The sequence below is a fragment of the Pseudomonas carassii genome (assembly GCF_036324045.1).
In the GTDB taxonomy this organism is placed as follows: Bacteria; Pseudomonadota; Gammaproteobacteria; order Pseudomonadales; family Pseudomonadaceae; genus Aquipseudomonas; species Aquipseudomonas peradeniyensis.
Genome location: NZ_JAZDCT010000035.1, coordinates 11103 through 36134, shown reverse-complemented (window position 1 = coordinate 36134; position 25032 = coordinate 11103). Strand labels below are relative to the sequence as shown.

Genomic DNA, 25032 nt, shown 5'->3' with positions numbered 1-25032 from the left:
TCGAGTTCCGAGGCGCCTGCTTCGCGGGTTTACCCGCGAAAGGGCCCGACCAGGCAACACATGCCTCGCGGCCTAGTGCAACGTCGGCGCCTGCGCCGGCATCTGCACCTGGATCAATGCCGCTTCGAGCAACACACGCAGCGACTCCATTTCATGCATCGACGCCATCATCAACACGGCAGCCGGCGACCTGGGTTTGAGCTGCACGGCGTGATGGGCAACGGTCAAGGCGCACAGGGCGTACTCGGTGGCCTGGATGAGGGGGCTTCGAGGGAGTGAGGGTTGTAGGGTGGATCGGGGACAATCTTCATAGGAGTATGTTTGGGAAATGGACTACAGGGAGTGGGGAAAGTCTTATAAATCGGCGATCTGTTCGAGTTTGCCAGGCCGGCAGCGCCTGGACGACGGGCTACGCTCAAGGTGAGCGAAACCGATCGGCGCGCCGTTCGCACGCCGGTCACCTTGCCACCTGTGGATCATGGAGTGTCCGAATGCGCCGATGGCTGGTGACGATGCTGGCGCTGTCCGTGGCCAGCCTGGCGCGGGCCGAGCCCTTGCCGAGTTTCCTCAACAGCAACGAGACCGAGCGCCGCCTGCCCACGCCGAACCTCCCGGTGGACGCCTATCGCCCCGGCCCCGCTGGCCTGCGCGTGCCCACCGTGGACAGCGCACGCCAATCGCCGCTGCTGATGAGCACGCGGGTGGCGGTGCGCAAGGTGCGCTTCGAAGGCGGTACCGTCTACCCCCTGAGCGACCTGCGCGAACACTATCAGCCGCTGATCGGCCGCGAGGTGACCCTCGCCGAGCTGATCGAGGTCACCCGCCGCCTGACACAACGCTACCAGCAGGGCGGCTACCTGCTGTCGTATGCCTACCTGCCGCCCCAGGACTTCGTCGATGGTCGGGTGCGGGTGGTTTTGGTGGAAGGCTATATCCACGACTATCAGGTCGAGGGCGATATCGGCGCGGCGAGGGCCTACCTGGACCAGCTGATGGAGCGCCTCAAGGCCGAGCGTCCGCTGACCCGCGAGAGCTTCGAGCGCTACACCAGCCTGGCCGGGCGTATCCCTGGAGTGACGTTCCAGGCCCAGGTGCCGCCCCCGGCCACCACTGACGGCGCGGCCCGGCTGCTGGCCCAGGTCACGCGCAAACCGCTCACCACCACCCTGAGCCTGAACGACGGCAGCCGCGATGACTTGCAGGCGCTGCTCGGCGCCAGCAGCAACGCGCAGACCCGTTTTGCCGAGCAACTGAGCGCCAGCGTGCTGGTGCCGCCCGGCGAGGACAAGGAGCATTACTACCGTCTGGACTACAGCCAGTTCCTCGATGCCGAGGGTTCGCGGCTTGTGTTGTCGGCCTCGCGCTACCGCAGTGATCCCAGAGTGCGCACCCGCCTGGACAACGGCATCGACCTGACCCAGCACCGTGAGAACGAACGCTACTCGGTGGGCATCAGCCAGTCGTTGATTGCCTCGCCCAGCGAATGGCTGGAGGTGGTCGGGCGCTTCTACGTGGTCAACGACCGCATCGACTACCAGGTGGTGGGCTTTCCGCTGCGGCTGGACAGCGAGACCGATATTCGCGCGCTGTCCTTCGAAGGCGACTGGCGCAAGGCCGAGGCGCGGCGCCTGCGCATCCTCAGTGCCGGTGTCTACCAGGGCCTCGATCGCCTGGGGGCGAACACCAATGCCGACTACGACCTGGATTTTTTGCGCCTGCGGGTGTCGGGGGTGCAGAGCGACAACTTCACCGACAACTGGCAGGGCGTGGCCTCGGCGGCGGCCTACTGGAGCAACGACAGCCTGCCCGACAGCGAGCGGGCGGTGTTTGGCGGACAGAACTTCGGGCGCGGTTACCCCAGCGACCAGGGCTCGGGCGACAAGGGTTGGGGGTTGGCCTACGAGATCAACTACAGCTTCCGTCGTGACGGGTCCTGGCTCAAGGTCGTGCAGCCGTACGTGGCGCTCGATACGGCGCGGGCGTGGTTCAACGAGCTGGACGTGAGGGACACGAAGATGTCATCGGCGGCGTTGGGGGTGCGGTTTGGCGATATGCGCTACTACAACATCGCGGTCGAGGTGGCCAAGCCGATGTCGGACATCGCCCTGGACAGCTTCAACCGGCGGCCACGGCTGAACCTGAGTTTCAGTTATCAATTGTAGGAGCGGCCTTGTGCCGCGAAAGGGCTGCGTAGCAGCCCCAGCGAATGTCGCGGCGCTGCCGAAATCGAGGGGCCGCTTTGCGGCCCTTTCGCGGCACAAGGCCGCTCCTACAGGGGGGAGCGCCAGCTATTTAACGGCCTGCATCAACGGCTTGGGAAACAGGTTCTCCAGCGTCTCGAGCAGGCGCGCGTGGTAGATCGGCTTACGGAACAGGTCGAGCACCTGCAGCCGCAGCAGGTCGCTGACATCGTCCATGTCGGCATGTCCTGACATGACGATCACCGGCAGGTGCTGGCGTGCGGTGTGGTCGCGCAGGCGCTGCACCAGACCCAGGCCGCTCTCCTCGGGCATGCGCAGGTCGGTGATCACCAGGGCGACATCGGGGTGGCGGGTCAGTTGCTGCAGGGCGGCGCGCACCGAGGTGGCGGTGTGGCAACAGAAACCCTCGTTCTCCAGCAGTTCGGCCAGCTCCAGCAGGGCCTCTTCCTCGTCGTCCACCAGCAGGATCTGTTGACGCAAGGAAGAGGTCGGCATGGTCGGCTCCTGGCAGTGGGACTACACGTCATGCAGGTGCTGCGCGATCACTGGGTGATCGCGGTCTGGATGGTGGTCATGATCGCCGACACCTCGGTCGAGATCGGCGTGACGAAGCCGGCCAGTATCACCGCCACCATCGCCGCGATCACTGCGTATTCGATACCGGAGGCGCCGTCCTTGCGCTGGAGGAAAGTCTTCACATGGATGAGGATCTGTTGCAGCAGCATGGCACTACTCCTTGCGCTCGATGGGCGCCGGTCGGCGGGGCTTGATAAGTGATACCCCTTTGCCATCAGAGCATCGCCAAGCCGTGGCGACGTGCAAATGTAAGAAGGCATTAATACAAAAGTATTGGTTGCAATTGACGATGCTAAGTTTTTGTTTTGCCGACGCGTCAATTTCATGGCTCTAAAAATGCGGTACAGGTAATGGCGAAAGATAGCGGCTCAGCTACCGTCCAATAGCGAAATAGTTACCTTTTGCCATCATTGGTCCCAGGCGTAGGGGAGAGCGCAGATGAGCAGTCGCCTGACCATGATCCTCGCCGGCCTGTTTCTGATCGCGGCCTTGCTTGCCGGTTACTGGGGCCTGCGTTTGAGCCATCCGGCCGAACCGGCGCCGGCGCCATTGCCCCCCTCCGGTGAAGCGGTGATTCCCGCCGCGCCGGTCCCCGTCGCTCCTCCCGAACCGCCACGTTCACCCATCGTGGTGCTGCGCAGGGCGGTACCGGCCAACACCCCCTTGAGCGAGGATGATGTGCTGGTCGAACGTCTGCAGGTGGTACCCGCCGGCGCCTTCCAGCAACTCGACCAGGTGCTTGGACGTCGCAGCAGCCGTCCCTTGGCGGCGGGCAGTTGGCTGGAAGAGTCGAGTTTCCAGGCCGGTGGCCCGCTGGCGCGGATGATCCGCCCCCATGAGCGCGCCGTGGCGGTGGCTGTCGACGATGTGAGCGGCGCCGCCGGGCAGTTGCGCCCAGGGGACTTCGTCGACGTGCTGCTGTTCCTGCGTGAAGAGAACAACAACCCGCAGTCCTCCGCCCAGGTGGTGCTGCGGGCCCTGCGCGTACTCAGCGTCGACCAGCAGACCGGGCTGGCCAACGACGGACGCCCGGCGCAAACGGCCGAAGAACAGAAGGCCCGGCGCGAGCAGCAATCGCTGAACAGCAACACCACCCGCACCGTGAGCCTGGCCGTGCCCGAAGCCTTGGCCAGCCGTCTGATGCTGGCGGCCCAGGCCGGGACTTTGCGCCTGGCGGTGCGCAGCGCCGACGAGCCCCTGCTGGCGGCCTACTGGTCCGGCCAGGATGCCAGCTCGCAGCTGCAGCGCGCCAACCGCGACCTCTATCGCTTCAGTCAGCTGTCCCAGGTGCCCCTGGCCAGCCAGGCGGTCGCCGCCGCGGCCGGTGCGCCGACGATGCAGATCATTCGCGGCGCCCAGAGCGGCGATAACAACAAGTCTCCCTGAACCGGCAAGGATGCGATCCATGCGTAGTTCTTTGCGTGTTACTCCACGAGGCGGATTGGCCCTGACCCTGCTGGCGCCTATGGCGCAGGCGGCGGCCAAGGGTTGCGCGGCGTCCGGCCAGTTGCACAGCCTGATCGGCTCGCCCGGCATCCCCCTCGACAACAGCGTCTTCACCATCGTCTGGGTCCATGGAGGGTTGTCCCAATGAACGAAAGCCTGAACCAGACCTACCTGGCCTTGACCCGCACCGACGAGGACCTGCACTGGCTGCAGGGCGCGCTGGCGCCGCTGGGGCAGGTGATCGGTGCCAGCAGTCCGAACCTCGACGAGCTGCTGGCGCTGGTCGACATGACTTTCAGCAACCTGGTGTTCATCGGCCTGGACCGCGAGCAGTTGATCGGCCAGTGCGCGCTGATCGAGGGCATGCTCGAAGCCAAGCCGATGCTGGCCATCGTCGCCCTTGGCGATGGCATGGATAACCAGCTGGTGCTGCATGCCATGCGCGCCGGCGCCCGCGACTTCGTCGCCTATGGCTCGCGGGCCAGCGAGGTGGCAGGGCTGGTGCGACGCCTGGGCAAGCGCCTGCCGACGGCCACCAGCAATCCCAGCCTGGGCGGTCTGACCGTGCTCTTCGGCACCCAGCGTGGCGCCGACGGCGCGCTGCTCACCACGCACCTGGCGCGGGTGGTGCAGGACAGCGGCCAGCAGACCCTGCTGCTCGACCTCGGCCTGCCTCGGGGCGACAGCCTGGCGCTGCTGGGGCTGGAGGCCTCGTTCCATTTCGGTGATGCGCTGCGCCATCTGCGCCGGCTCGACACGACCCTGATCGACAGCGCCTTCACCCGCGACAAGGGCGGCCTGCGCATCCTGGCCTACGCCGACAACGACGAGGCCCTGGAACAGTCCAGCGCCGCCGAGCTGTACATGCTGCTCAGCGCCTTGCGCCAGCACTTCCAGCATATCGTCGTGAACCTCACCGGCCAGGCCGACAGCGAGGCTCTGCGCACCATCGTCAGCCACTGCGACAAGCTGATCGTCTACACCGACCAGAACATCCTCGACTGCCGGCGCAACCTGGACGTGCTCGAACAGTGGCGCGACCGCGGCATCAAGTTGGAGCACGCCAGCCTGTTGGTGGACCGCTACCTGCGCCATGTGGCGCCGGATGCCGACGCCCTGGCCAAGCGCTACGGGCTGGCCCTGCTCAAGGTCATGCCCTACAGCCCGGAGGTGCGCCTGAACGCCAAGAACCAGGGCCTGAGCCTGTTCGAGTTGGCCCCACGCGAAGGCCTGACCCAGGCCCTGCGCGGTCTGGGCGAACGCCTGGCGCAGCGCTCGGAAATCCTGGCACCGTCCGGCCAAACCTGGCTCAACCGGCTATGGGGCAACCGATGAGCAACGAAGAACCCTTTGGCGGGCCGCGCCATGCGGCCAGCGATCCGCAGGTGCTCAAGCGCGCCCTGCACCGGCATGTCATCGACGCCATCGAGGACAGTGGCCGCAACCTGCTCGAAGGGGCGCGCCCGGTGCTGGCGCAGTTCGTCCTGGAACAGGTGGGCGACTACGTGGCGCGCCTGCGCCTGGCCCTGTCGCGCTACGAGATGGAGCGCCTGGCCGAGGAGATCGTCGACGAGCTGACCGGCTATGGGCCGCTGGAGGTGCTGCTGCGCGACCCGAGCGTTACCGAGATCCTGGTCAACGGCCCGTACCGGGTGTTCGTCGAGCGGGCAGGGCTGTTGCAACAGACCGACCTGCGCTTCATCGACGCCCACCATGTCGAGCGCGTCATGCAGCGCATCCTCGCGCCCCTCGGGCGGCGCCTGGACGAGTCGTCGCCGATGGTCGACGCGCGCATGCCCGACGGTAGCCGGGTCAACGCGATCATCCCGCCGGTGGCCCTGGACGGGCCTTGCCTGTCGATCCGCAAGTTCCGTCAGGACATGCTCAAGAGCGCCGACCTGCTGGCCACCCGGGCCATCGACCAGCCGATCTACGACTTTCTCGAGCGCGCCGTGGGCCGGCGCTGCAACATCCTGGTCAGCGGCGGCACCGGCACCGGCAAGACCACCTTGCTCAATATCCTCAGCCAGATGATCGCGCCCCAGGAGCGCCTGGTGACCATCGAGGACGTGGCCGAACTGCAACTGCACCACCCGCATGTGGTGCGCCTGGAGACCCGCCCGCCGAATGCCGAGGGCCATGGCGAGATCAAGGCCAGCGAGCTGATCCGCAACGCCCTGCGCATGCGTCCCGACCGCATCATTCTCGGCGAGATCCGCGGCGCCGAGGTGCTCGATGTGATGACCGCGATGAACACCGGCCACGACGGCTCGATGAGCACGGTGCACGCCAACACCGCCCAGGACGCGTTGCTGCGCCTGGAGACCCTGGTCGGTCTGACCGGTCGCCAGGTGGCCGAGAAGACCCTGCGGCAGATGATCTGCGCGGCGCTGGACGTGGTGATCCAGCTGACCCGTCTGGCCGATGGCCGGCGCTGTGTCAGCGAGGTGCTGGAAGTGGTCGGCGTACGCGACGATGTGTATGTCACCAACACCCTGTTCCGCCTCGACCGGCGCAGCGGCGATGGCTTCCTGCGCGAGGCGCCTAACCCGGCCGGCAACAAGCTGCGCCACGAGGGTGTGCTGTGATGGGCCCGCTGCTGCTGGCGCTGTCGCCGTTGTGCCTGGGCATGGCGCTGCTGCTGTTGCGCCTGGGCCTGTACAAGCGCGGCGAGGAACGCATCCTCGAACGCCTGGGCCGGGCCTACCGCGCCGTGCGCAGCGGCAATGCCCGGCGCGACTGGCTCGACCCGCTGCTGCAGCGGGCGGGCCTGGCCCATGCCGACTTTTCCCCCAGGTCGTGGCTGTTCGCCTGGCTGGCGCTGACCCTGCTCGCCGGCCTGGTGGCGGGCTGGGTGGCGGCGTCGATGGTGCTGTTCGGCCTGCCCTTGCTCGGCCACCTCTACCTGGCCTGGCGCTGCCGGCGGCGCCTGCAGCAGATCGTCCAGCAACTGCCTGGCCTGCTCGACTACAGCGTGCGCAGCCTCAAGGCCGGTCGCACCCTGAACGAGGCGGTGCTCGGCGGCGTCGACAGCACCCGCGAGCCGCTGCGCTCGGCGATGCTGCGGGTGCGGCGCAACGTGCAGTTGGGCGTGCCGCTGGAGGATGCGGTCAACGAATTCGCCGAACTCTATGGTCAGGCCGAACTGCGCATGTTCGCCCTGGGATTGCGCATCAACCAGCGCCACGGCGGCAATGCCAGCGAGTTGATGGAGAACCTGATCAAGCTGATCCGCGAGCACGAGCAGGGCGACCGGCAACTGCGCGCCATGACCGGCGAGACCCGCATCACCGCATGGATCCTCGGCGCGCTGCCGCTGGCCATGGTTGGCTACTTCCTGTTCGCCAACCCCACCTACCTGTTGGCCATGTGGCACGACCGCAGCGGGCAACTGATGCTGCTGTTCGCCTTCGTCCTGCAGGCCGTCGGCTGCCTGGTGTTGTGGCGCATGATGAGGAGCCTGTGAGCATGGCCATGTTGCTCTGCGCGCTGTTCCTGTTCGCCGCGTTCGTGCTGTTGGCCTTGCAGGCCGCGCAGCAGTGGCGGGCCCGGCAGCGGGTGGCGCGGCGTCTGCAGGGGCGGTTGGCCCGTGACGAACGGCTCGGCGACTGGCTGCAGTGGCTGGGCAGCAGCCCGTTGGGGCGACGCCTGCAACGGCTGGATGGCGAGACCCAGGCGCTGCTCGATCGCCTGGGCTGGCGGCGCAGCCGGCAACGGGCGCTGTTCGCCGCCGTGCAGCTGGGCTTGCCGCTGCTGGCGGTGAGCGTGGCGCTGCTGCTGGCCCATGGCTTGCCCGGGGAAAACCGCGGGCACTGGGGCGTGCTGGTGCTCTGCGCGATGGGCGCGGGCTATCTGCTGCCCAAGCGCCTGCTGGTGCTGGCGGCGGCGCGGCGTCAGCGGCAGATCGCCCAGGAGGTGAGCCTGCTGATCCCGCTGCTGCGCATCCTCTTCGAAACCGGGCTGGCGGTGGAGCAGGCCCTGCGGGTGCTGGCCCATGAGGGCCGTAGCCTGGTGCCGAACATCAGCGACGAATTGCGCCTGATCCTGCAGCGGGTCGATTCCGGCCTGGCCCTGGGCCCGGAACTGGAAAAGACCGCGCGCCTGCTGGCGGTGGATGAGTTGATCGACACCTGCGTCATCCTCCAGCAACTGCTGGTGCAGGGCAGTGGCTCGATGAAGTCACTGCTGGCGCTCAAGGAGTTGCTCGACGACCGGCGCCTGACTGGCTTGCAGGAACGGGTGTCGAAGATGTCGGCGAAGATGTCGGCGGTGATGATGGTGTTCCTGTTCCCGGCGCTGCTGATCGTCCTGGCCGGGCCAGGTTTTTCCGCGCTGGCGCGGGCCTTGGGTTCATGAACATGGAATGTAGGAGCGGCCTGGTGCCGCGAATGGGCCGCAGAGCGGCCCCGCAATCTCGACATCAACGCTGGAACCCTGCTCCCTGCGCGACAGCGTAGCCAGTAGGGGCTGTGTGATCTCCTACAAAGCACAAGGTCAATGCGTGGTAAACCGCTGATGCACCGGTGACGAACGCGGAGTCAACGCCAGCGCCAGCTGCGTGCGGTTGTGCATGTGGGTCAGGCGTAGCACCTGCGACACGTACAGCTTCACCGTGTTTTCGGTGATGCCCAGCTCGCAGGCGATCTGGTAGTTGGTCTTGCCCTTGCTCACCAGCCGGGCCACCTCAAGCTGGCGCGGTGACAGCTTCTCGAAGGCGGCGGGCAGCTCCGCCTCGCCGTCCTCGGCGTCGGTGGCGCGGCGGTGGGTGCCCTGGCCACGGGCTTTCTCCAGGTCCTGGTAGAGATCGTCGATGGACTCGGCCAGCTCCTGCAGGCGCTGGTTGAGGCTGCCCAGCTCGCGGAAGTTGCGGCGCCGTTCGAGCAGCGCCGCTTCCTGGCGGCGCACGCCTTCGAGCAGTTCGTCCAGGTCCATGGGTTTCTGGTAGTAGTCGGCGAAGCCCTCGCGCAGGGCGCGGATCACATCCTGCTTGTCGGCGCGGCCGGTCAGCATGATCGCCTCGAACATGCGCTGCGGCCCGGCGATCTGCTTGAGGGTACGAACCAGCTCGATGCCATCGCGCTCGGGCATATGCAGGTCGCACAGGATCAGGCCGATGGTCTCGTCGGCTTTGAAGCAGTCGATAGCCTGGCCGGTGGAGTGGGCGGGGACGCAATGGTAGCCCTCGCTTTCGAGAAATTCGCACAACTCTTCGACGATCACTGGCTGGTCGTCGACCACCAGCACTTTCACCTCACTGACGGATTTATTCACGATCAACTCCCTGTTGTATCGGCTCTGCTCCCGGGCCAGACGCACTGGCAGGTAGAAAAGTAGTCGCACTTTGCAATTATGTACATGCGCCTTGCCCGTCGAAGCGGCCCACCGGTCGGTTATTGGATCCAGACGGCCGTCAACAGGAAGCCGGCCAGCACGTAGGGGGCGAAGGGCTGCTTGTCGCCGACCTGTTCGGCCAGCGCCTGCAGGCGCTTTTTCACCTTGGGATTGAGCAGGGTCCACAGGCGCCGTCGGCCGAACATCCAGGCCAGCACGGTGACCCCGGCGCCGATGAAGGTGCCGAGCACGTACTGCGGGCTGGTGGCCAGGGCCAGGGCGCCCATCAGCTTGACGTCGCCGGCGCCGAAGCGGCCAAGCATGTAGCCGGGCAGGGTAAGCAGCATGACGATGGCCAGGGCCCAGCCGGCTTCGCTGGCGTCGGCGCCGATCCAACTGCGTCCGGTGGCGAACAGCCAGGCCAGGGCGCACGCCGCGACCCCGAGGGTCAGGGCGTTGGAGATTTGCCGTTCACGGACATCTTGTTCGGTGCACAAGGCAAGCCACATCAGGAGAACAATGCTTTGCATTGGCAAATTGCCATCCCTATTCGTTGAACGGTTCTATGCTTTCAGACAGGTCTCACAGTCAGGGTAGACGCGATCATGAAAGCAGGCCCGGCGGGACGGCAAAAAGGCGCGGCAGCCATCGAGTTTGTCGCGGTATTCATGGTGTTTTTCGCGGTGTTCTATGGGCTGGTGAGCTACGCCTTGCCGATGCTGATGCTGCAGTCGTTCAACCAGGCCAGCAGCGAGGCCGTGCGCCGCTGCGTGGCCGTGGACCCGACCAGCCAGACCTACGAGCTGGACGTGCAGAGGCTGGCCCGCCAGGTGATCGGCCAGCAGTTGGCGTGGATGCCCAGCGCGCTGGGGTTCAGTGTGCTTACCGACACCCGGGTCACCGTTGGCGCGGACAAGGTGCTCACGGTGGTGATCGACTACCCGCGCTCGCGCCTGACGCAGGTGCTGCCGACCCTGGTGCTGCCGGTAGTCGGTGATGTACCGAAGCTGCCCACACGGCTTCAGGCCCAGGCGAGCCTGCAACTGTGAGTGGTGGCCTGTTCGATCGCTGGTTCGCCGCGCCGGCCCCGGCCCAGACGCCCGAGGTGACGCCGGCCATCGGTCTGCAACTGTGGCTCGATGACCAGGCGCGGGTGCTGCGCCTGGGCGGTCCGCTGCGCAGCCTGCTGGCACTGCCCGGCCAGGCGGGTGCGCGGGTGTATGACTATCTGGAGCGCCACAGTTGGCTGGTGCTCGAAGGGCAGCCCGCCGACTGGCAGGGCCAGCCCCTGGACCTGGATTTTCACACCGTCATGGGCCATGCGTTGCACACCCGTGGCTGGCTGCAGCGCCACGAACAGGGCTGGATGCTGCAGCTGTTCGATATCGGCGATCTGCTGCGCGAACAGCGCTGGGATCGTCAGCGCCCCCTGCTCGGCGAGATAGGCCACGCTCTGCGCGAATGCGGCAGCGAGCGCCTGCTACAGACGACCCGCGAACAGCTGCACAGCCTGGCCGAGCACTGGCAGGCGGCCGTGCTACGGCTGATGCTGCGCGAACCGGGGGGCTGGCGCCACTACGCCAGCAGCGACGAGACCTGGCCCTGGCCTGATGATCGCAGGCTGCGCGAGCGCCTGGACCGTTGGCCGGCCCATACCCTGATCGAGGTCGATGACGACCCCGAGTTGCTTGCCCTGTGCGGTGCTGCGTCGCTGTTTCTGGTGCCCTATCGTCAGGGCCTGGAGGCCGAGGCCTGGGTGCTGTGCGCGGGAGCGCGGCAGGCGCCCCCGGTCGACATGGCCCTGGCGCTGGTGCGGACCTTGACCGAGCCGCTGCTGGTGCGCCATCGCCGCCAGCAACTGCAGCACCAGGCCCATCACCTCGATGACCTGCAGCGCCAGCTGGGCGCGGGGTGGTGGGAGTGGCCGGCGCACGGCGAGCTGCAGCTGGACTCGGCCCTGGCCGCGAGCCTCGGGTTGGCGAACCGGGTCAGCCTTGGCCAATGGCTTGCCCGCCTGCATCCGGCGGACCGCGAGCCGGCGCAACTGGCCCTGGACCAGGCCCGTGACGGGCAGGCGCTGAGCCTCAGCGTGCGCCTGCCGGACCACGATCCCCTGGCGCCGCCGCGCTGGTTCCATTGGGCCGGCCAGGCCCAGGGCGGCCAATTGCGCGGCTTCCTGCTCGATATCAGCGCCCTCAAGGCCCAGGAGCAGCAGGCCGGCGCGGCCCGTGCGCGGCTGGAGAACCTCATCGCCCGCTCGCCCGCGGTGATCTACGTGCAGCGCTATGCCGAAGGCGCGCTGCACAGCGATTTCTACAGCGCCAGCCTGGCGCCGTTGCTGGGCTGGGCGGCCGACAGCGAACAGGCGCGCCAGCCGGGCCTGGCGGTGCATCCGGACGACCGCCCGCTGTGGCTGGAGCGCACCCGAGGCCTGTTGCGCGATGGCCAGGTGCGCTGCCGCTATCGCCTGCGCGATCACCTTGGCGGCTATCACTGGATGCTCGACGAGGCCCGTCTGCTGCGAGACGACCTCGGCCAGCCGCTGGAGGTGGTCGGCCTGTGGCTGGACGTCAGCGAGGCCACCGAAGCCGCCGAGCGCATGCGCCAGAGCGAGGAACGCTACCGCGTGCTGGTGGAGGACTCGCCGGCGATGATCTGTCGCTATCGCCCGGACCTGACCGTGCTGTTCGGTAATCGGCCCCTGGCCGACTACCTGGGCTGCATGCCCGAGCAGTTGCAGGGCGCTGACCTGGGGCAGTGGTTGTCCGCCGGCCAGCGCGAGGCCTTCCTCCTGCGCCTGCGGGCGCTGACACCGGAGCAGCCGGTGAGCAGCGCGGAGATCTGCCTGCAGCTGCCTGGCCGCGAGCATGCCTGGTGGGTCTGGGCCGACCGTGGGTTGTTCGACGCCGAGGGCAACCTGCTGGAGGTCCAGGCCGTGGGCCGCGACAACACCGAGGTGCGGCGCAGCCAGCAGCAACTGTTGCAGGGCGCGAAGATGGCGACCCTTGGCGAGCTGGCCACCGGCCTGCTGCACGAGATCAACCAGCCGCTCAACGTGATGCGCATGGCGGTGGTCAACACCCTCAAGCGCCTGGAGAACGGCGCTGCCGATCCTGCCTATCTGGAAGACAAGCTGCGCCGTATCGAGGCCCAGGTCGAGCGCGCCGCTCGCCTTGTCGACCATATGCGGGTGTATGGCCGGCGCTCGGCGGTCGAGCGCGAGCGCTTCGCCGCCTGGGCCGCGGTGGAAGGCGCCCGGGCGTTGCTCGAGGAAGGCCTGCGCGGCAAGGGCGTGACGCTGCGCCTGGAGCCGCCCGAGGCCCTGGCGCAGGTGCTCGGGCATCAGGATCAGCTGGAGCAGGTGCTGATCAACCTGATGGTCAACGCCCGTGACGCCTTGCTGGAAAAGCAGGTGGCGCAGCCGTGGATCCGGGTACGCCAGGCGCTGCATGGCGGGGGCCTGTGGCTGCTGGTGGAGGACAACGCCGGCGGGATCGATCCGCAGCTGCACGAGCGGATCTTCGAACCCTTCTTCACCACCAAGCCGGCCGGGGTCGGCACCGGGCTGGGCCTGTCGGTCAGCCATGGCATCGTCAGCCAGATGGGCGGCCACCTTAGCGTGGACAACGGCGCCGAGGGCGCGTGCTTCCGGGTCGAGCTGCCCCTTCACAGCACCAGTTGAGCGTGGCCGCTGGCGCAACTGAGGTTGGTGCCGACCTGCGCGTCGAGCAGGTCGATGCCGAGCACCTTGAGCAAGCCGTTGACCAGGGGATCGAGCAGGGGGCTGAGCAGGTTCTTGATGACCGGCTCGAGGATGTTCTTCACCCCGTCCAGCAGCCCGGCGGTGAGCGCCAGCACCTGGCCGAGGCCGCCATTGCCGGTGGGCTTGTAGGCTTCCAGGTGGATGCCCGCCAGGGTGTCGGACAGGCTCGCCACCACCTGGGCCTGGTCGCTGTCCATGGTTTGGTAGGCAGGTTCCTGGCCGATTTCGGTCGGGGCATGGGCACCGCTGAAGAGCAGCGTCTTCTCCACCGGGCCACTGCCCAGCAGCTTGCTGTCCACCCGCAGGCCGATGCCACCGCCGGCATAGGGCACCCGTGTGCCGCAGGACGGCGGCAGGATCAACACGCGGCTGCAGACATTGGTGCCGATATCGATGACCGGCAGGGCCTTGACCACGGTGGTGCCGTTGTTGAGGAAGTCCGCCGGGGAATCGAACCTGCCGATGGCGATATTTGCCGCCGAGCGCTGGGTGAGGGTAGACAGGCTCTTCGGGGTGCACGTGTAGTTGTCGGGCGGTGCCGGGCGCAGGCGGCTGGTGCCTTCGGCGACTTCGATGCCGATATCGATATGCACCTGGCCGTCCAGCAGCTTGATGTCGCTGACCTTGCACGGAATGCCCAGGGCGCAGGTCAACGATTGCACGGTGCCCAGCAGGTTCAGGCTGAGCAGGTTGTTGAGCACGTTGGTCAGTGGCGCGGCCAGGTCCAGTACGGCGTTGAGCAGCCCGGCGATGCCGCTCAGCAGGGGCAGGTCGAGGGAGACCAGCGCCCGGATCTGGGCTGTATGAACACGCAACTCATCGGTACGCGGGTCACCCGCGGCAGAGGTTTGCTGAGGGTCGATCACCTTGAGGTACACGCGACCGTTGACCAGCCCCAATGCATTGATAGGGATTTCGGCATTCACGGCTTGCCGCTTCGCCGCCACCTGAATCATGGCTTGCACCAGCTGCAGCAGTTGAACGTTCGCATCCAGGCCCGCCTGGACCGTCCCGGTCTGGAGATTCAGCAGCTCACCCAGCGTTATCGGCCCCGTCAGGTCTGCCGCAAGCTTGAGCAGGTTGCCGGTCACCTGCGCGGTGGCCCCACTTTGTTGGAGCACCTTGACGGCAACGTCCAACAGCTTCTGGGTAGTGGTCTCCAGGCTCAGCAATTGCTGGTAGTCACCCAGGTCCAGGTGCAGTTCGGTCGACAGTGCGTCGGTATAGCTGAGCAGGTTGAGCTGGGTATCGGCGATACCTTGCCAGCCCAGCACGCTGAGTTGGGTGCTTGCACCGATGGCCTTCAGCAGCGCGTTGAGAACGGCTGATTGCATCGAGTTGACTTGCAGGAGTGTGGTACGAATGCTCAACATCGCCTGGGGCGGCCCAGGGCTGGCGGCGACCGCGCTGGCACGAAGCGTGGTGGTACGGGTGATGGCGCCGCCCTGGACCAGCGCATACACCCCGCCGGCGACGCTGGTGACCACCACGTTGCTGACCTCGACCTTGATCGCTTCGTTGCGCACGTTGTCGGCGGTGAAGGTGCGCAGGTTGTCGATGCCGGTGCGCAGGTAGCCGCAGCTGGCGATCAGTGGGTTGAGGGGCGAGTGGCCGTTGCGGGTGGCTGCGGTGCGGGCCAGGGCGGAGGCCTGCGGGCCGCTGCCGCTGCAGACTCCGCCGTGCTCGGCGGCTTCCAGGGCGGCCATGTCGGCGATGCGCTGCAGCTTGCGTTGTTCGAGGTAGAGGCGGCCGCTGTCGACGGTCAGGAGCATGAACACCAGGGCCAGGCCCATGGTCAGCGCGGCCATCAGGCCGATCGCGCCGCGTTGGCGCACAGCGGAACGGGGAACCACGGGCACTCCTTTGCCGGCCTGTGGCCCGGCAGCGCGGCGGCGGTGCAAGGAGTGTAGTCAAGGTGATGGCAAGTTGCCTTGCTTACTGCGCGCAACACTCTGTAGGAGCGGCCTTGTGCCGCGAAAGGGCTGCGTAGCAGCCCCTGGATTTCAGCGTTCATGCATAGATCGCTGGGGCCGCTGTGCGGCCCTTTCGCGGCGCAAGGCCGCTCCTACAGGCGCTCAGGTTTCAATGTGGCGGATAGTTGCTCAACACCTGGGTCACGGTCTTCTGGATCGCAGCATTACGCTCCTGCGGACTGGGCGGGTAGTTGTTCATGATCTGCTCGGCGCTGCCGCGCCATACCAGCTTGCCGTCGCGGCCGTCGAACAGGTCGACCTGGATGGTCGCCACCTTGTAGTCGACGCTGCGCGTCTCGTTGTACATCGGCCCACCCCAGTAACCGCCCCAGTAGCCACCCCAGGCACCGCCGTAATTGGTGGTTATCTGTTGCTGGCGGTCCTCGACGATCAGGTAGGCGCGCACCTTCACATCCGCCCGGGCATTGCCCTGGACCGGGCGCAGGCCGCGCTGGTCGAGCTGGCCGGCGACCGCCTGGCGAATGCGTTGCTCGGTCAGGTCGCTCTTGATCCGCGGATCGTCGGGGCGATACTGCAGGCCCGGCTCCTGCCAGGCCCAGCTGCGGTAGGCGGCAAAGTCGCGGCTGGCATCGAAGTCGTGCTGCACGTTGTTGCTCGAACAGGCGGCCAGCAGCAGGGCGAAGGACAGTAGAACGAGACGGCGCAACATGATGGTTCTCCGTGGGAGGTTAGCTGGGAGGATAGCCGCTCATCGCCTTGCTCACCGACTCGCGCAGGGCGCTTTCGCGTTCACGCGGCGAGTCCTTGTCGCTGCCGCTTTCGGCGCTGGCGCTCCACACCGGCTGGCCGTTGCGGGCATCGAACAGGTCGATGCGCACCACCATCACCTCGACTTCGTAGGTGCGCACGATCGGCACGCTGGCGTAGCCGCCATAGCCGTTGCGATAGCCACCGTAGCCGACGCCGCCATAAGGGTTGGGGCCGTAGTAGGGATCGTAGTCGTAGTCGCGCACCTGGCGCAGGCGCCGTTCCAGACGCACGTCGGCGCTGACCAGCAGGTCGGCGGGGGCATTGTGGGCAGGACGCAGGCCGTGCTGATCGAGGGCGCCGCTCACCGCGTCGGCCAGTTGACCCGGCGTTGCGTTGACCAGGCCCCCGGGTGGCTGGTTGTTGCGCCAGCTCCAGCTGCGGTAACGGCCGTAGTCGCGTGCCGGCGCGGGGTAGGCGCTGGCATCGAAGGTATTGGCGGCCTGGGGCGGCGCCGGCGGCAGCGGCTTGCCGCTGGCGACATAGGGGTTGCTGCCCTGGCAGGCGGCCAGGGCGAGGGGGAGCAGGGCCAGGCAGAGCAGACGGTACGGCATGGATCCTCCTGGCGAGCGGGTCAGTGGGGGCGGCACATCCAGTGCAGGTAGCGGCCTAGGCCGGCGAAGCTGGGGTGGCGGCGGTGCGCCAGTTCCATCTCCAGCAAGTCGAGCAGCTCGGCCTTGTCCTGGAACTCCTTGGGCATGTAGTCGTGGAATACCCGTACGCCGCTCTCGCTTTCGACCTGCCACAGCGCTTCAAGTTGCGCCCTGAGTTCGCGCGGATCAAGTGGTTTCTGTGGCGTGAGGCTCTGCTTTTCACCGGCCAGGCGATTGTGCCGCAGCTTGCGGAAATGGCCCTTGAGCAGGTTGCGGTAAACCAGCGCGTCGCGGTTGTAGAAGGCCAGCGACAGCCAGCCCCCCGGCGCGGTCAGTTGGTGCAGCACCGGCAGGATGCTCTCGGGCTCGGCCAGCCATTCGAGCACGGCATGGCACAGCACCAGGTCGTACGGTTCGGTGAGCTGGCCGAGCAGGTCCTGCCACGGCGCCTGGATGTAGGTTGCCTGCTGGCCGGCCTCGGCGAAGCGCGCGCGGGCGCCGTCGAGCATTGGCGCGGCGGGTTCGGCAAGGGTCACCTGGTGGCCGCGTTGGGCCAGCCACAGGGCCATGTGACCGAGGCCCGCGCCGATATCAAGCACCCGCAGGGGGCGGTCGGGCAGGGCTTCGGCCAGGTCGGCCTGGAGCACCGCCAGGCGGATGGCGCCCTTGGCGCCGCCGTAGATCTTCTCGGCGAAGCGGCTGGCCAGCTCATCGAAGTGACGGTCGTTCATTTTGCGAAGCGCCTCTCGCTGTCGGCGAGCTTGGCCCGCACCACCTCATCCATGTCCAGGCCCAGCTCGCTGCACAGCAGCAACAGGTAGAGGACGATATCGCCGACTTCCTGGCCGGCGTGGGCGAGCTTGTCGGCGGGCAGCCGGCGGGACTGGTCCTCGGTCAGCCACTGGAAGATCTCCACCAGCTCGGCCATTTCGACGCTGGCGGCCATGGCCAGGTTCTTCGGGCTGTGGAATACCCGCCAGTCGTTGGTGTCGCGGATGCGGTGCAGGCGTTCGGTCAGTTCTTGCAGGTTCATCGGGGTCTCCTCGTGGCGCATAGCTTCCGGCGAGGTGTCTTGCAAAGCAAGCCCGATCAGAGCGTGCGCCAACTGCCGAGCATATGCAGCAGCCCGCCGTGGCCATCCAGGCGTAGTTCGCCGCTTGGCCCCGCCTCGCTGGCGCTCAGTATCACCTCCGAAGGCAGGCGCACCGGTTTGTGGAAGTCCACCGAAAAGGCATACCCGGCCTTGGGCAGGTGCCCCTGCAAGGCCGCCAGCGCCATGGCCTTGCTCCACATGCCGTGGGCGATGGCCCTGGGGAAGCCAAACAGGCGTGCCGTGAGGCTGCTCAGGTGGATCGGGTTGTAGTCGCCGCAGACCCTGGCGTAGCGCCGGCCGATATCGCTGTCGGCATACCAGCGGGTGGCCTCGGGCAATGCGGCGGGCGTTGTCTCGGCCAGATCCGCCGCCGGCGCCTCGAGCTTGAGGCCGCGCACCAGCATGCGACTGGTTTCGCGCCAGAGCAGGCCGAGGCCGTCCTCGGCCTCGGTCACCAGGTCGAAGGTGCCGCCCTTTTCATGGGGTTGCAGGTTGTCGGCATACACCGCGAAGCGCAGCCCGTCGATGCCGCCCAGGGGGCGCAGCACCTGCAGGCTGTTGTGCAGGTGCACCAGCCCCAGCAGCGGGAAGGGAAAATCCTCGGCGGTGAGCAGCTGCAGTTGCAAACTGAAGGCCATGATGTGCGGGTAGGTACCGGGCAGGCGGCCGTCGTCCGCGAAGTGGCAGAGCCGGCGGTAGGCCGCCAGGTTGGCGGGATCGACCCGCAGGAAACAGCGCAGGCCCTGCTCCGGCAACTGGCTGCCACGGATCTTGCGTTTGCCGAGGGCGCGCAGGTACAGGCTCAGTCGTGAGTCGGGGCTGTGCAGGTCGTGCCAGGGTCGGGTCATGGTCAGGCTCCCATCAAGGCCTGGCCGCAGACCCGCAGGGCCTGGCCATTGACCGCGCCCGAGCCCGGCTGGCTGAGCCAGGCGATGGCTTCGGCGACGTCTTGCGGCAAACCGCCCTGGCCCAGCGAGCTCAGGCGACGGCCGGCCTCGCGCAGGCCCATGGGCATGGCCGCGGTCATGTGCGTTTCGATGAAGCCCGGCGCCACCGCATTGATGCTGGCGCCCTGTTCGGCCAGGCGTGGCGCCCAGGCCTGGGCGAAGCCGATCAGCCCGGCCTTGCTGGCCGCGTAGTTGGACTGGCCGCGGTTGCCGGCGATGCCGCTGACCGAGGCGAGCAGGGTGATGCGCGCATTCGCGTGCAGCTTGCCGCCGTCGAACAGCGCCTCGGTCAGCACCTGGGGCGCCTTGAGGTTGACGGCCAGCACCGCGTCCCAGTACTCCGGGGTCATGTTGGCGAGGGTCTTGTCGCGGGTGATGCCGGCGTTGTGCACGACGATATCCAGGCCCTGGGGCAGGGCTTCGAGCAGTTGCGTGGCGGCATCGGCGGCGCAGATGTCCAGCGCCAGGGCGCGGCCGCCCAGGCGTGCGGCGAGGGCGTCAAGGTCGCGTTGGGCCTGGGGCACATCGAGCAGCGTCACCTCGGCGCCGTCCCGGGCCAGGGTCTCGGCAATCGCCGCGCCGATGCCCCGGGCGGCGCCGGTGACCAGGGCGTGGCGGCCGGCCAGCGGTCGGGTCCAGTCCTGCACCTTGGCGGCGCAGGACGCAAGGCGCAGGACCTGGCCGGAAACGAACGCGCTCTTGGGCGAAAGGAAGAACCGCAGCGCGCCCTCGAGCTGGCTTTCGGCGCCTTCGGCGACATACAGCAGGTTGGCCGTGGCGCCATTGCGCAGCTCCTTGGCCAGCGAGCGGCTGAAGCCTTCGAGGGCCCGCTGGGCGACGCTGGCCTGCGCATCGGCCACGCCTTCTGGCGCACGCCCCAGGATCACCACATGGGCGCTGGAGGCCAGGCTGCGCAGCAGGGGTTGGAAAAATTCACGTAACTGCTTGAGGTCATCGCTGTCGGACAGGTGACTGGCATCGAATACCACCGCCTTGAGCTTCGGCCCCAGGCCCGCGACCCAGGCAGGGACCTCGAGCACCTCGCTGCCGAAGCCGTAGCAGTCGGCCGTCAGACGCGGGGCGATCGCCGCCACCTGGCCTGCCAGCGGCCCGCCGCCCAGAACCAGCGCGCCCTCGATGGGACGCAGGCGCCCAGCCTGCCAGCGTTCCAGCGGCACCGGGCGGGGCAGGCCGAGGGCATCGACCAGTTTTCGTCCGAGGGTGGAGTTGGCAAAGCCCAGATAGCGGTCACTCATGTACGGTTCTCCCTGAAGGCAAGCATGCAAGTGTGGACCAAGTTTGTGGCAGGGTCGTTCGAATGTCCGAAAAGAACCTAGGCTTAAGGCTCAAATTGTTTCAGGAGGAATACAGGCATGCAGTCAATTCGCCGGGTCGCAATCCTGGGGGGCAACCGGATTCCCTTCGCCCGCTCCAACGGCGCCTACGCCAAGGCCAGCAACCAGGCGATGCTCACGGCGGCCCTCGAAGGCCTGGTGGAGCGTTACCGGCTGCACGGCCTGCGCCTGGGCGAGGTGGCGGCCGGCGCGGTGCTCAAGCATTCGCGTGACATGAACCTGACCCGCGAGTGCGTGCTCGGCTCGAGGCTGTCGCCGCAGACGCCGGCCTACGATATCCAGCAGGCCTGCGGTACTGGCCTGGAAGCGGCGTTGCTGGTGGCCAACAAGATCGCCCTGGGGCAGATCGACAGTGGCATCGCCGGGGGCGTCGACACCACCTCGGACGCGCCTATCGCGGTGAGCGAGGGGCTGCGGCAGATCCTGCTGCAGGCCAACCGCGGCAAGACCCTCGGCGAACGTCTCAAGCCCTTCCTGAAACTGCGCCCGGGCCTGCTCAAGCCCGAGTTGCCGCGCAATGGCGAGCCGCGCACCGGGCTGTCGATGGGCGAGCACTGCGAACGCATGGCGCAGACCTGGCAGATCGGCCGCGAGGAGCAGGATGAGCTGGCTCTGCTCAGCCATCAGCACCTGGCGGCGTCCTACCGCGAGGGCTGGCACGACGACCTGCTCACCCCCTACCTCGGTCTGACCCGGGACAACAACCTGCGCGCCGACCTGACCCTGGAGCAGTTGGCCAAGCTCAAGCCGGTGTTCGAGCGCAGCGGCCTGGGCACGCTCACGCCGGGCAACGCCACGCCGTTGACCGATGGCGCCTCGCTGGTACTGCTCGGCAGCGAGGCCTGGGCCGAGGCGCAGGGCCTGAAGGTGCAGGCCTACCTGGTGGACGGCGAGGCGGCGGCAGTCGATTTCGTCCATGGCCAGGAAGGCCTGCTGATGGCACCGGTGTACGCGGTGCCGCGGCTGCTGGCGCGCAATGGCCTGACCTTGCAGGATTTCGACTTCTACGAGATCCACGAAGCCTTCGCCGCGCAGGTGCTGTGCACCCTCAAGGCCTGGGAGGATGCCGACTACTGCCGCACGCGCCTGGGGCTCGAAGGGCCATTGGGGTCGATCGATCGCGCCAGGCTGAATGTGAAGGGCAGCTCGCTGGCTGCGGGGCATCCGTTCGCGGCGACGGGAGGGCGGATACTGGCGAACATGGCCAAGCTGCTCAGCGAGCGTGGCAAGGGGCGTGGCCTGATCTCGATCTGCGCGGCGGGCGGACAGGGGGTGACTGCGATCGTCGAACGCTAGGCGGCGATGGCTGGTACCCTTGTCCGACCCGAGACACCAGGCCTCAGCATGTCGATCACCGGACCGCGTCCCATCCCCGCCCTGGACCACCTGCCCAGGCCACTCTACGCCCGCGCCGAGCGCCTGGGCGCCGGGTCCTGGACCACCCGTCACCAGCATGACTGGGTGCAGTTCTCCTATGCCATCAGTGGCGTACTTGGTGTCTATACCAGCGACGGCAGCTACTTCGCCCCGCCGCAGTGGGGTGTGTGGATCCCGGCCGGCACCGAGCATGAAGTGCTGACCTCGATGCAGGCCGAGATGCGCAGCCTGTACGTGCGCCGCGACGCCTGCCCCTGGGCGCCGGGCGAATGCCGGGTACTGGAGGTCACGCCGCTGGCGCGGGAGCTGATCAAGCAGTTCTGCACCTTCGCGGTGAACTACCCGGAAGGCGACAGTGCCGAGGCGCGGCTAGTGGCCGTGTTGCTGGACCAGCTGCGCACCCTGCCGCAGGTGGGGTTCTCGCTGCCGCTGCCGCGCCACCCGGGCTTGCTGGCATTGTGCAACGGTTTGATCGCTGCCCCCGACCTGCCCCAGACCCTGCAGCAGTGGGCGGTGCAACTCGGGGTGTCGGAAAAGACCCTGATGCGCCTGTTCCAGCGCGAGACGGGGCTGAGCTTTCGCAACTGGCGCCAGCGCATGCGCCTGCTGTCGTCACTGGCGCTGCTGGAGGCCGGGGAGAGCGTCACCCAGGCCGCGCTGGGCTGCGGGTATGACTCAACCTCGGCCTATATCGCCGCGTTTCGCCAGCTGTTCGGCGCGACACCGGGGGAGTTGCGCCTGTAGGACCGGCTGGTGTCTCTGTCAGTGACAGCACCCGCTGCCATTGGCCAAGTCCTTGAGGATCGGACAGTCCGGCCGGTCGTCGCCCTGGCAGTGGGCCACCAGTTCGCCGAGGGTGTCGCGCAGGCTCACCAGCTCCTCGATGCGCTTGTTCAGCGCCTCGATATGTTGCATGGCCAGGGCCTTCACGTCGGCGCTGGCGCGCTGGCGGTCCTGCCACAGGGTCAGCAGCCTGGCGACTTCCTCCAGGGAAAAGCCCAGGTCGCGCGAGCGCTTGATGAACGCCAAGCTGTGCAGGTCTTCCTGCTGGTAAAGCCGGTAGCCGCTTTCGCTGCGCGTGGCGGGGCGCAGCAGGCCGATGGACTCGTAGTAGCGGATCATCTTGGCGCTGAGCCCGCTGCGGCGGGCGGCCTGGCCGATGTTCATGGGGCCTCCTGGTCGATGGCGGTGGGTTTCCAGGTCTTCAGCCACAGGGCATTGCTCACCACGCTGACGCTGGACAGCGCCATGGCGGCGCCGGCCAGCACCGGGTTGAGGTAGCCCAGCGCGGCGAGGGGGATGCCGATCAGGTTGTAGATGAATGCCCAGAACAGGTTCTGGCGGATCTTCGCGTAGGTCTTGCGGCTGATCTCGAGGGCGGCGGGCACCAGGCGCGGGTCGCCGCGCATCAGGGTGATGCCGGCTGCCTGCATGGCCACGTCGGTGCCACCGCCCATGGCGATGCCGATGTCGGCGGCCGCGAGCGCCGGGGCATCGTTGATGCCGTCGCCGACCATGGCCACCACACCTTGTTGCTTGAGCGCGGCCACCGTGGCGGCCTTGTCCGCTGGCAGCACTTCGGCGTGCACGTCGTCGATGCCGAGAGCCTCGGCCACCACCTTGGCGCTGCCGCGGTTGTCGCCGGTCAGCAGGTGGCTGCTGATGTGGCGCGCATGCAAGGCGGCGATGGCCTGGTCGGCGCCGGGCTTGAGGCTGTCACCGAAGGCGAACAGACCCAGCACGCGGGGTTGGCTGCCGAGTTCGATCAGCCAGGACAAGGTGCGGCCCTCGGCCTCCCAGGCATGGGCGCTGGCGGCCAACTCGCCCGGTATCAGCCGGTTCTCGTCGAGCAGGCGGCGGTTGCCCAGGGCCAGCTCGCGACCGTCCACCTGGCCGGCGATGCCACGGCCGGTGAGGGACTGGCTGTCGGTCACTTGCGGTACGTCAAGATTGCGCTCGGTACAGGCGTCGAGCACGGCCTTGGCCAACGGGTGTTCGCTGCCGCGTTGCAGGGCGCCGGCCAGGCGCAGCAGATCGTTGTCATCGCCGCTGCTGGCCTGCTGGTGGACGATGCGCGGGCTGCCGGAGGTGAGGGTGCCGGTCTTGTCGAACACCACGCGGTTGACCGCATGGGCGCGCTCCAGCGCTTCGGCGTCCTTGATCAGAATGCCGTGGCGGGCGGCGACGCCGGTGCCGGCCATGATCGCCGCAGGGGTTGCCAGCCCCAGGGCGCAGGGGCAGGCGATCACCAGCACGGCGACGGCGTTGATCAGCGCGGTTTCCAGCGGTGCGCCGGACAGCCACCAGCCGACCAGGGTGACCAGGGCCAGTACCAGCACCGCAGGGACGAACACCTGGCTGACCCGGTCGACCAGCTTCTGGATCGGCGCCTTGGCCGCCTGGGCGTCCTCGACCAGGCGGATGATGCGGGCGAGCACGGTCTCGGTGCCCAGCGCCAGGGTCTTCACCAGTAGGCGGCCTTCGCCGTTGATGGCGCCACCGGTCACCGCGTCGCCGGGCTGCTTGGGCACCGGCAGGCTTTCACCGCTGATCAGGGCTTCGTCGGCGTGGCTGCTGCCTTCGAGCACCTGGCCATCGACCGGGAAGCGTTCGCCGGGCTTGACCAGCACCACATCGTCGAGGCGCAGCTGGCTGATGGCGACGTCTTCCTCGCGCCCGTCGACTACCCGCACGGCGCGTTCCGGACGCAGGGCTTCCAGTGCCCGGATGGCGCTGGCGGTCTGGCGCTTCGCGCGGCTTTCCAGGTACTTGCCCAGCAGCACCAGGGCGATCACCACCGCCGAGGCTTCGAAGTACAGGTGCGGCTCCATGCCGGCGTGCGCATTGGCCCATTGGTACAGGCTCAGGCCGTAGCCGGCGCTGGTGCCCAGGGCGACCAGCAGGTCCATGTTGCCGGCGCCGGCGCGCACGGCCTTCCAGGCAGCGACATAGAAGCGCGCGCCAAGGATGAACTGCACCGGGGTGGCCAGCAGGAACTGCGCCCAGGCCGGCAGCATCCAGTGCAGGCCGAACGGTTGCACCAGCATCGGCAGCACCAGTGGCAGGGCCAGCAGCAGGGCGGCGGCGACCGCCAGGCGTTCGTTGCGCAGGCGGCGTCGGGCCTGTGCCTGGTCATCGTGGGTGGCACGCGGCAGGGTGGCGCTGTAGCCAGCCTTTTCGACCGCGGCGATCAGCGCGCCGTCATCGACGCCCTCGAGCACTTCGAGGTGGGCGCGTTCGCTGGCCAGGTTGACGCTGACCTGCTCGACCCCCGGCAGTTTGCCGAGGGCGCGCTCGACCCGGCCGGCGCAGCTGGCGCAGGTCATGCCGCCGATCTGCAGTTCGAGGGTGCGGGTGGGGACGCTGTAGCCGGCGTCGCGCACCGCGTCGACCAGCGCCGGCAGGCTGTCGGCCGGGGCCTGGACCCGGGCCTGCTCGGTGGCGAGGTTGACGCTGACGTGTTCGGTGCCGGTGACCTTGCGCAGGGCGCGCTCGACCCGACCTGCGCAGCTGGCGCAGGTCATGCCGCCGATCGGCAGGTCGAAGGTGGTGGATGCGGGCATGGCTCTCTCCTCCGTGGACAGGCCTCCAGCATCAACCTTGCCATGC

24 protein-coding genes and 1 pseudogene are annotated in these 25032 nt (G+C 67.7%); 11 read left to right on the top strand and 14 right to left on the bottom strand.

What is annotated here, in order from left to right; genetic code table 11:
* Positions 1-72 precede the first annotated feature (72 nt).
* A pseudogene (locus V0R62_RS21815) lies at positions 73-311 on the bottom strand (hypothetical protein).
* A 180-nt stretch (positions 312-491) separates the two neighbouring features.
* On the opposite strand from V0R62_RS21815, the gene V0R62_RS21810 reads away from it, so the two are divergent.
* On the top strand, positions 492-2162 hold the full coding sequence (locus tag V0R62_RS21810; protein ID WP_330105194.1) for a ShlB/FhaC/HecB family hemolysin secretion/activation protein: 1671 nt from the start codon (positions 492-494) through the stop codon (positions 2160-2162).
* A gap of 126 nt (positions 2163-2288) precedes the next feature.
* Here the strand turns inward: V0R62_RS21810 and V0R62_RS21805 are convergent, their stop codons facing one another.
* On the bottom strand, positions 2289-2696 hold the full coding sequence (locus V0R62_RS21805; RefSeq protein WP_330105193.1) for a response regulator: 408 nt from the start codon (positions 2694-2696) through the stop codon (positions 2289-2291).
* 47 nt (positions 2697-2743) lie between these two features.
* Entirely contained in the window at positions 2744-2926 is a 183-nt protein-coding gene (locus V0R62_RS21800; protein WP_186714969.1) for a Flp family type IVb pilin, read from the bottom strand.
* Positions 2927-3215: 289 nt separating this feature from the next.
* On the opposite strand from V0R62_RS21800, the gene cpaB reads away from it, so the two are divergent.
* From cpaB to V0R62_RS21770, 6 genes are read left to right on the top strand one after another with little or no spacing between them, the layout of a single operon-like run.
* Entirely contained in the window at positions 3216-4163 is a 948-nt protein-coding gene (gene cpaB / locus V0R62_RS21795) for a Flp pilus assembly protein CpaB (protein WP_330105192.1), read from the top strand.
* A gap of 19 nt (positions 4164-4182) precedes the next feature.
* The gene (locus tag V0R62_RS21790; RefSeq protein ID WP_330105191.1) at positions 4183-4371 is read left to right on the top strand and encodes a hypothetical protein; all 189 of its coding nucleotides are present in this window, start codon (positions 4183-4185) and stop codon (positions 4369-4371) included.
* Positions 4368-5558 carry a pilus assembly protein gene (locus V0R62_RS21785; RefSeq protein WP_330105190.1) on the top strand — a complete coding sequence of 397 codons (1191 nt, stop codon included), beginning with the start codon at positions 4368-4370 and terminating at the stop codon, positions 5556-5558. Before V0R62_RS21790 ends, V0R62_RS21785 begins: the two co-directional genes overlap by 4 nt.
* Positions 5555-6811 (top strand): CpaF family protein, encoded by a 1257-nt coding sequence (locus V0R62_RS21780; RefSeq protein WP_028691362.1) that lies wholly within the window; start codon positions 5555-5557, stop codon positions 6809-6811. The genes V0R62_RS21785 and V0R62_RS21780 overlap by 4 nt, the downstream gene beginning before the upstream one ends.
* Complete coding sequence (locus V0R62_RS21775) at positions 6808-7689, top strand: type II secretion system F family protein (protein WP_330105189.1); 882 nt, start codon at positions 6808-6810, stop codon at positions 7687-7689. The genes V0R62_RS21780 and V0R62_RS21775 overlap by 4 nt, the downstream gene beginning before the upstream one ends.
* Before the next feature lie 2 nt (positions 7690-7691).
* Positions 7692-8579 carry a type II secretion system F family protein gene (locus tag V0R62_RS21770; protein ID WP_330105188.1) on the top strand — a complete coding sequence of 296 codons (888 nt, stop codon included), beginning with the start codon at positions 7692-7694 and terminating at the stop codon, positions 8577-8579.
* A 138-nt stretch (positions 8580-8717) separates the two neighbouring features.
* On the opposite strand, the gene V0R62_RS21765 is transcribed toward V0R62_RS21770, so the two are convergent.
* Together V0R62_RS21765 and V0R62_RS21760 are read right to left on the bottom strand one after the other, a co-directional pair.
* A complete protein-coding gene (locus tag V0R62_RS21765) occupies positions 8718-9500 on the bottom strand; it encodes a response regulator (protein ID WP_408005712.1) in 783 nt (260 codons plus the stop codon).
* Positions 9501-9613: 113 nt separating this feature from the next.
* The gene (locus V0R62_RS21760; protein ID WP_028691368.1) at positions 9614-10084 is read right to left on the bottom strand and encodes an A24 family peptidase; all 471 of its coding nucleotides are present in this window, start codon (positions 10082-10084) and stop codon (positions 9614-9616) included.
* A gap of 75 nt (positions 10085-10159) precedes the next feature.
* On the opposite strand from V0R62_RS21760, the gene V0R62_RS21755 reads away from it, so the two are divergent.
* Positions 10160-10603, top strand: a complete 444-nt coding sequence (locus tag V0R62_RS21755; protein ID WP_330105186.1) for a TadE/TadG family type IV pilus assembly protein — start codon at positions 10160-10162, stop codon at positions 10601-10603.
* Complete coding sequence (locus V0R62_RS21750; RefSeq protein ID WP_330105185.1) at positions 10600-13236, top strand: PAS domain-containing sensor histidine kinase; 2637 nt, start codon at positions 10600-10602, stop codon at positions 13234-13236. The genes V0R62_RS21755 and V0R62_RS21750 overlap by 4 nt, the downstream gene beginning before the upstream one ends.
* On the opposite strand, the gene V0R62_RS21745 is transcribed toward V0R62_RS21750, so the two are convergent.
* From V0R62_RS21745 to V0R62_RS21715, 7 genes are all read right to left on the bottom strand, one after another.
* Complete coding sequence (locus V0R62_RS21745) at positions 13221-15170, bottom strand: pilus assembly protein TadG-related protein (RefSeq protein ID WP_330105184.1); 1950 nt, start codon at positions 15168-15170, stop codon at positions 13221-13223. The genes V0R62_RS21750 and V0R62_RS21745 overlap by 16 nt on opposite strands.
* A gap of 229 nt (positions 15171-15399) precedes the next feature.
* Positions 15400-15960: a DUF4136 domain-containing protein gene (locus tag V0R62_RS21740; protein WP_050703622.1), complete on the bottom strand. Its 561-nt coding sequence runs from the start codon at positions 15958-15960 to the stop codon at positions 15400-15402.
* A gap of 19 nt (positions 15961-15979) precedes the next feature.
* A complete protein-coding gene (locus V0R62_RS21735) occupies positions 15980-16612 on the bottom strand; it encodes a DUF4136 domain-containing protein (RefSeq protein ID WP_330105183.1) in 633 nt (210 codons plus the stop codon).
* Between the two features lie 20 nt (positions 16613-16632).
* Positions 16633-17382, bottom strand: coding sequence for a methyltransferase domain-containing protein (locus V0R62_RS21730; protein WP_330105182.1), 750 nt, complete (start codon positions 17380-17382; stop codon positions 16633-16635).
* Entirely contained in the window at positions 17379-17684 is a 306-nt protein-coding gene (locus V0R62_RS21725; protein WP_330105181.1) for a MazG-like family protein, read from the bottom strand. Before V0R62_RS21725 ends, V0R62_RS21730 begins: the two co-directional genes overlap by 4 nt.
* Positions 17685-17740: 56 nt before the next feature.
* Positions 17741-18592 carry a MaoC family dehydratase gene (locus tag V0R62_RS21720; protein ID WP_330105180.1) on the bottom strand — a complete coding sequence of 284 codons (852 nt, stop codon included), beginning with the start codon at positions 18590-18592 and terminating at the stop codon, positions 17741-17743.
* Positions 18593-18594: 2 nt separating this feature from the next.
* Positions 18595-19947: a 3-oxoacyl-ACP reductase gene (locus V0R62_RS21715; RefSeq protein WP_330105179.1), complete on the bottom strand. Its 1353-nt coding sequence runs from the start codon at positions 19945-19947 to the stop codon at positions 18595-18597.
* 117 nt (positions 19948-20064) lie between these two features.
* On the opposite strand from V0R62_RS21715, the gene V0R62_RS21710 reads away from it, so the two are divergent.
* Together V0R62_RS21710 and V0R62_RS21705 are read left to right on the top strand one after the other, a co-directional pair.
* The gene (locus V0R62_RS21710) at positions 20065-21342 is read left to right on the top strand and encodes an acetyl-CoA C-acetyltransferase (protein WP_330105178.1); all 1278 of its coding nucleotides are present in this window, start codon (positions 20065-20067) and stop codon (positions 21340-21342) included.
* 48 nt (positions 21343-21390) lie between these two features.
* Positions 21391-22167: an AraC family transcriptional regulator gene (locus V0R62_RS21705; RefSeq protein WP_330105177.1), complete on the top strand. Its 777-nt coding sequence runs from the start codon at positions 21391-21393 to the stop codon at positions 22165-22167.
* Between the two features lie 18 nt (positions 22168-22185).
* On the opposite strand, the gene cueR is transcribed toward V0R62_RS21705, so the two are convergent.
* Both cueR and V0R62_RS21695 read right to left on the bottom strand, forming a co-directional pair.
* Entirely contained in the window at positions 22186-22590 is a 405-nt protein-coding gene (gene cueR, locus V0R62_RS21700) for a Cu(I)-responsive transcriptional regulator (RefSeq protein ID WP_050703630.1), read from the bottom strand.
* Positions 22587-24986, bottom strand: coding sequence for a heavy metal translocating P-type ATPase (locus V0R62_RS21695; protein WP_330105176.1), 2400 nt, complete (start codon positions 24984-24986; stop codon positions 22587-22589). The genes cueR and V0R62_RS21695 overlap by 4 nt, the downstream gene beginning before the upstream one ends.
* Between the last annotated feature and the right edge of the window lie 46 nt (positions 24987-25032).

Coding starts and splice junctions, on each gene's coding strand:
- V0R62_RS21810 (WP_330105194.1), top strand. CDS start 492: ATGCGCCGATGGCTGGTGACGATGCTGGCGCTGTCCGTGGCCAGCCTG.
- V0R62_RS21805 (WP_330105193.1), bottom strand. CDS start 2,696: ATGCCGACCTCTTCCTTGCGTCAACAGATCCTGCTGGTGGACGACGAG.
- V0R62_RS21800 (WP_186714969.1), bottom strand. CDS start 2,926: ATGCTGCTGCAACAGATCCTCATCCATGTGAAGACTTTCCTCCAGCGC.
- cpaB (WP_330105192.1), top strand. CDS start 3,216: ATGAGCAGTCGCCTGACCATGATCCTCGCCGGCCTGTTTCTGATCGCG.
- V0R62_RS21790 (WP_330105191.1), top strand. CDS start 4,183: ATGCGTAGTTCTTTGCGTGTTACTCCACGAGGCGGATTGGCCCTGACC.
- V0R62_RS21785 (WP_330105190.1), top strand. CDS start 4,368: ATGAACGAAAGCCTGAACCAGACCTACCTGGCCTTGACCCGCACCGAC.
- V0R62_RS21780 (WP_028691362.1), top strand. CDS start 5,555: ATGAGCAACGAAGAACCCTTTGGCGGGCCGCGCCATGCGGCCAGCGAT.
- V0R62_RS21770 (WP_330105188.1), top strand. CDS start 7,692: ATGGCCATGTTGCTCTGCGCGCTGTTCCTGTTCGCCGCGTTCGTGCTG.
- V0R62_RS21760 (WP_028691368.1), bottom strand. CDS start 10,084: ATGCAAAGCATTGTTCTCCTGATGTGGCTTGCCTTGTGCACCGAACAA.
- V0R62_RS21755 (WP_330105186.1), top strand. CDS start 10,160: ATGAAAGCAGGCCCGGCGGGACGGCAAAAAGGCGCGGCAGCCATCGAG.
- V0R62_RS21740 (WP_050703622.1), bottom strand. CDS start 15,960: ATGTTGCGCCGTCTCGTTCTACTGTCCTTCGCCCTGCTGCTGGCCGCC.
- V0R62_RS21735 (WP_330105183.1), bottom strand. CDS start 16,612: ATGCCGTACCGTCTGCTCTGCCTGGCCCTGCTCCCCCTCGCCCTGGCC.
- V0R62_RS21730 (WP_330105182.1), bottom strand. CDS start 17,382: ATGAACGACCGTCACTTCGATGAGCTGGCCAGCCGCTTCGCCGAGAAG.
- V0R62_RS21725 (WP_330105181.1), bottom strand. CDS start 17,684: ATGAACCTGCAAGAACTGACCGAACGCCTGCACCGCATCCGCGACACC.
- V0R62_RS21720 (WP_330105180.1), bottom strand. CDS start 18,592: ATGACCCGACCCTGGCACGACCTGCACAGCCCCGACTCACGACTGAGC.
- V0R62_RS21715 (WP_330105179.1), bottom strand. CDS start 19,947: ATGAGTGACCGCTATCTGGGCTTTGCCAACTCCACCCTCGGACGAAAA.
- V0R62_RS21710 (WP_330105178.1), top strand. CDS start 20,065: ATGCAGTCAATTCGCCGGGTCGCAATCCTGGGGGGCAACCGGATTCCC.
- V0R62_RS21705 (WP_330105177.1), top strand. CDS start 21,391: ATGTCGATCACCGGACCGCGTCCCATCCCCGCCCTGGACCACCTGCCC.
- cueR (WP_050703630.1), bottom strand. CDS start 22,590: ATGAACATCGGCCAGGCCGCCCGCCGCAGCGGGCTCAGCGCCAAGATG.
- V0R62_RS21695 (WP_330105176.1), bottom strand. CDS start 24,986: ATGCCCGCATCCACCACCTTCGACCTGCCGATCGGCGGCATGACCTGC.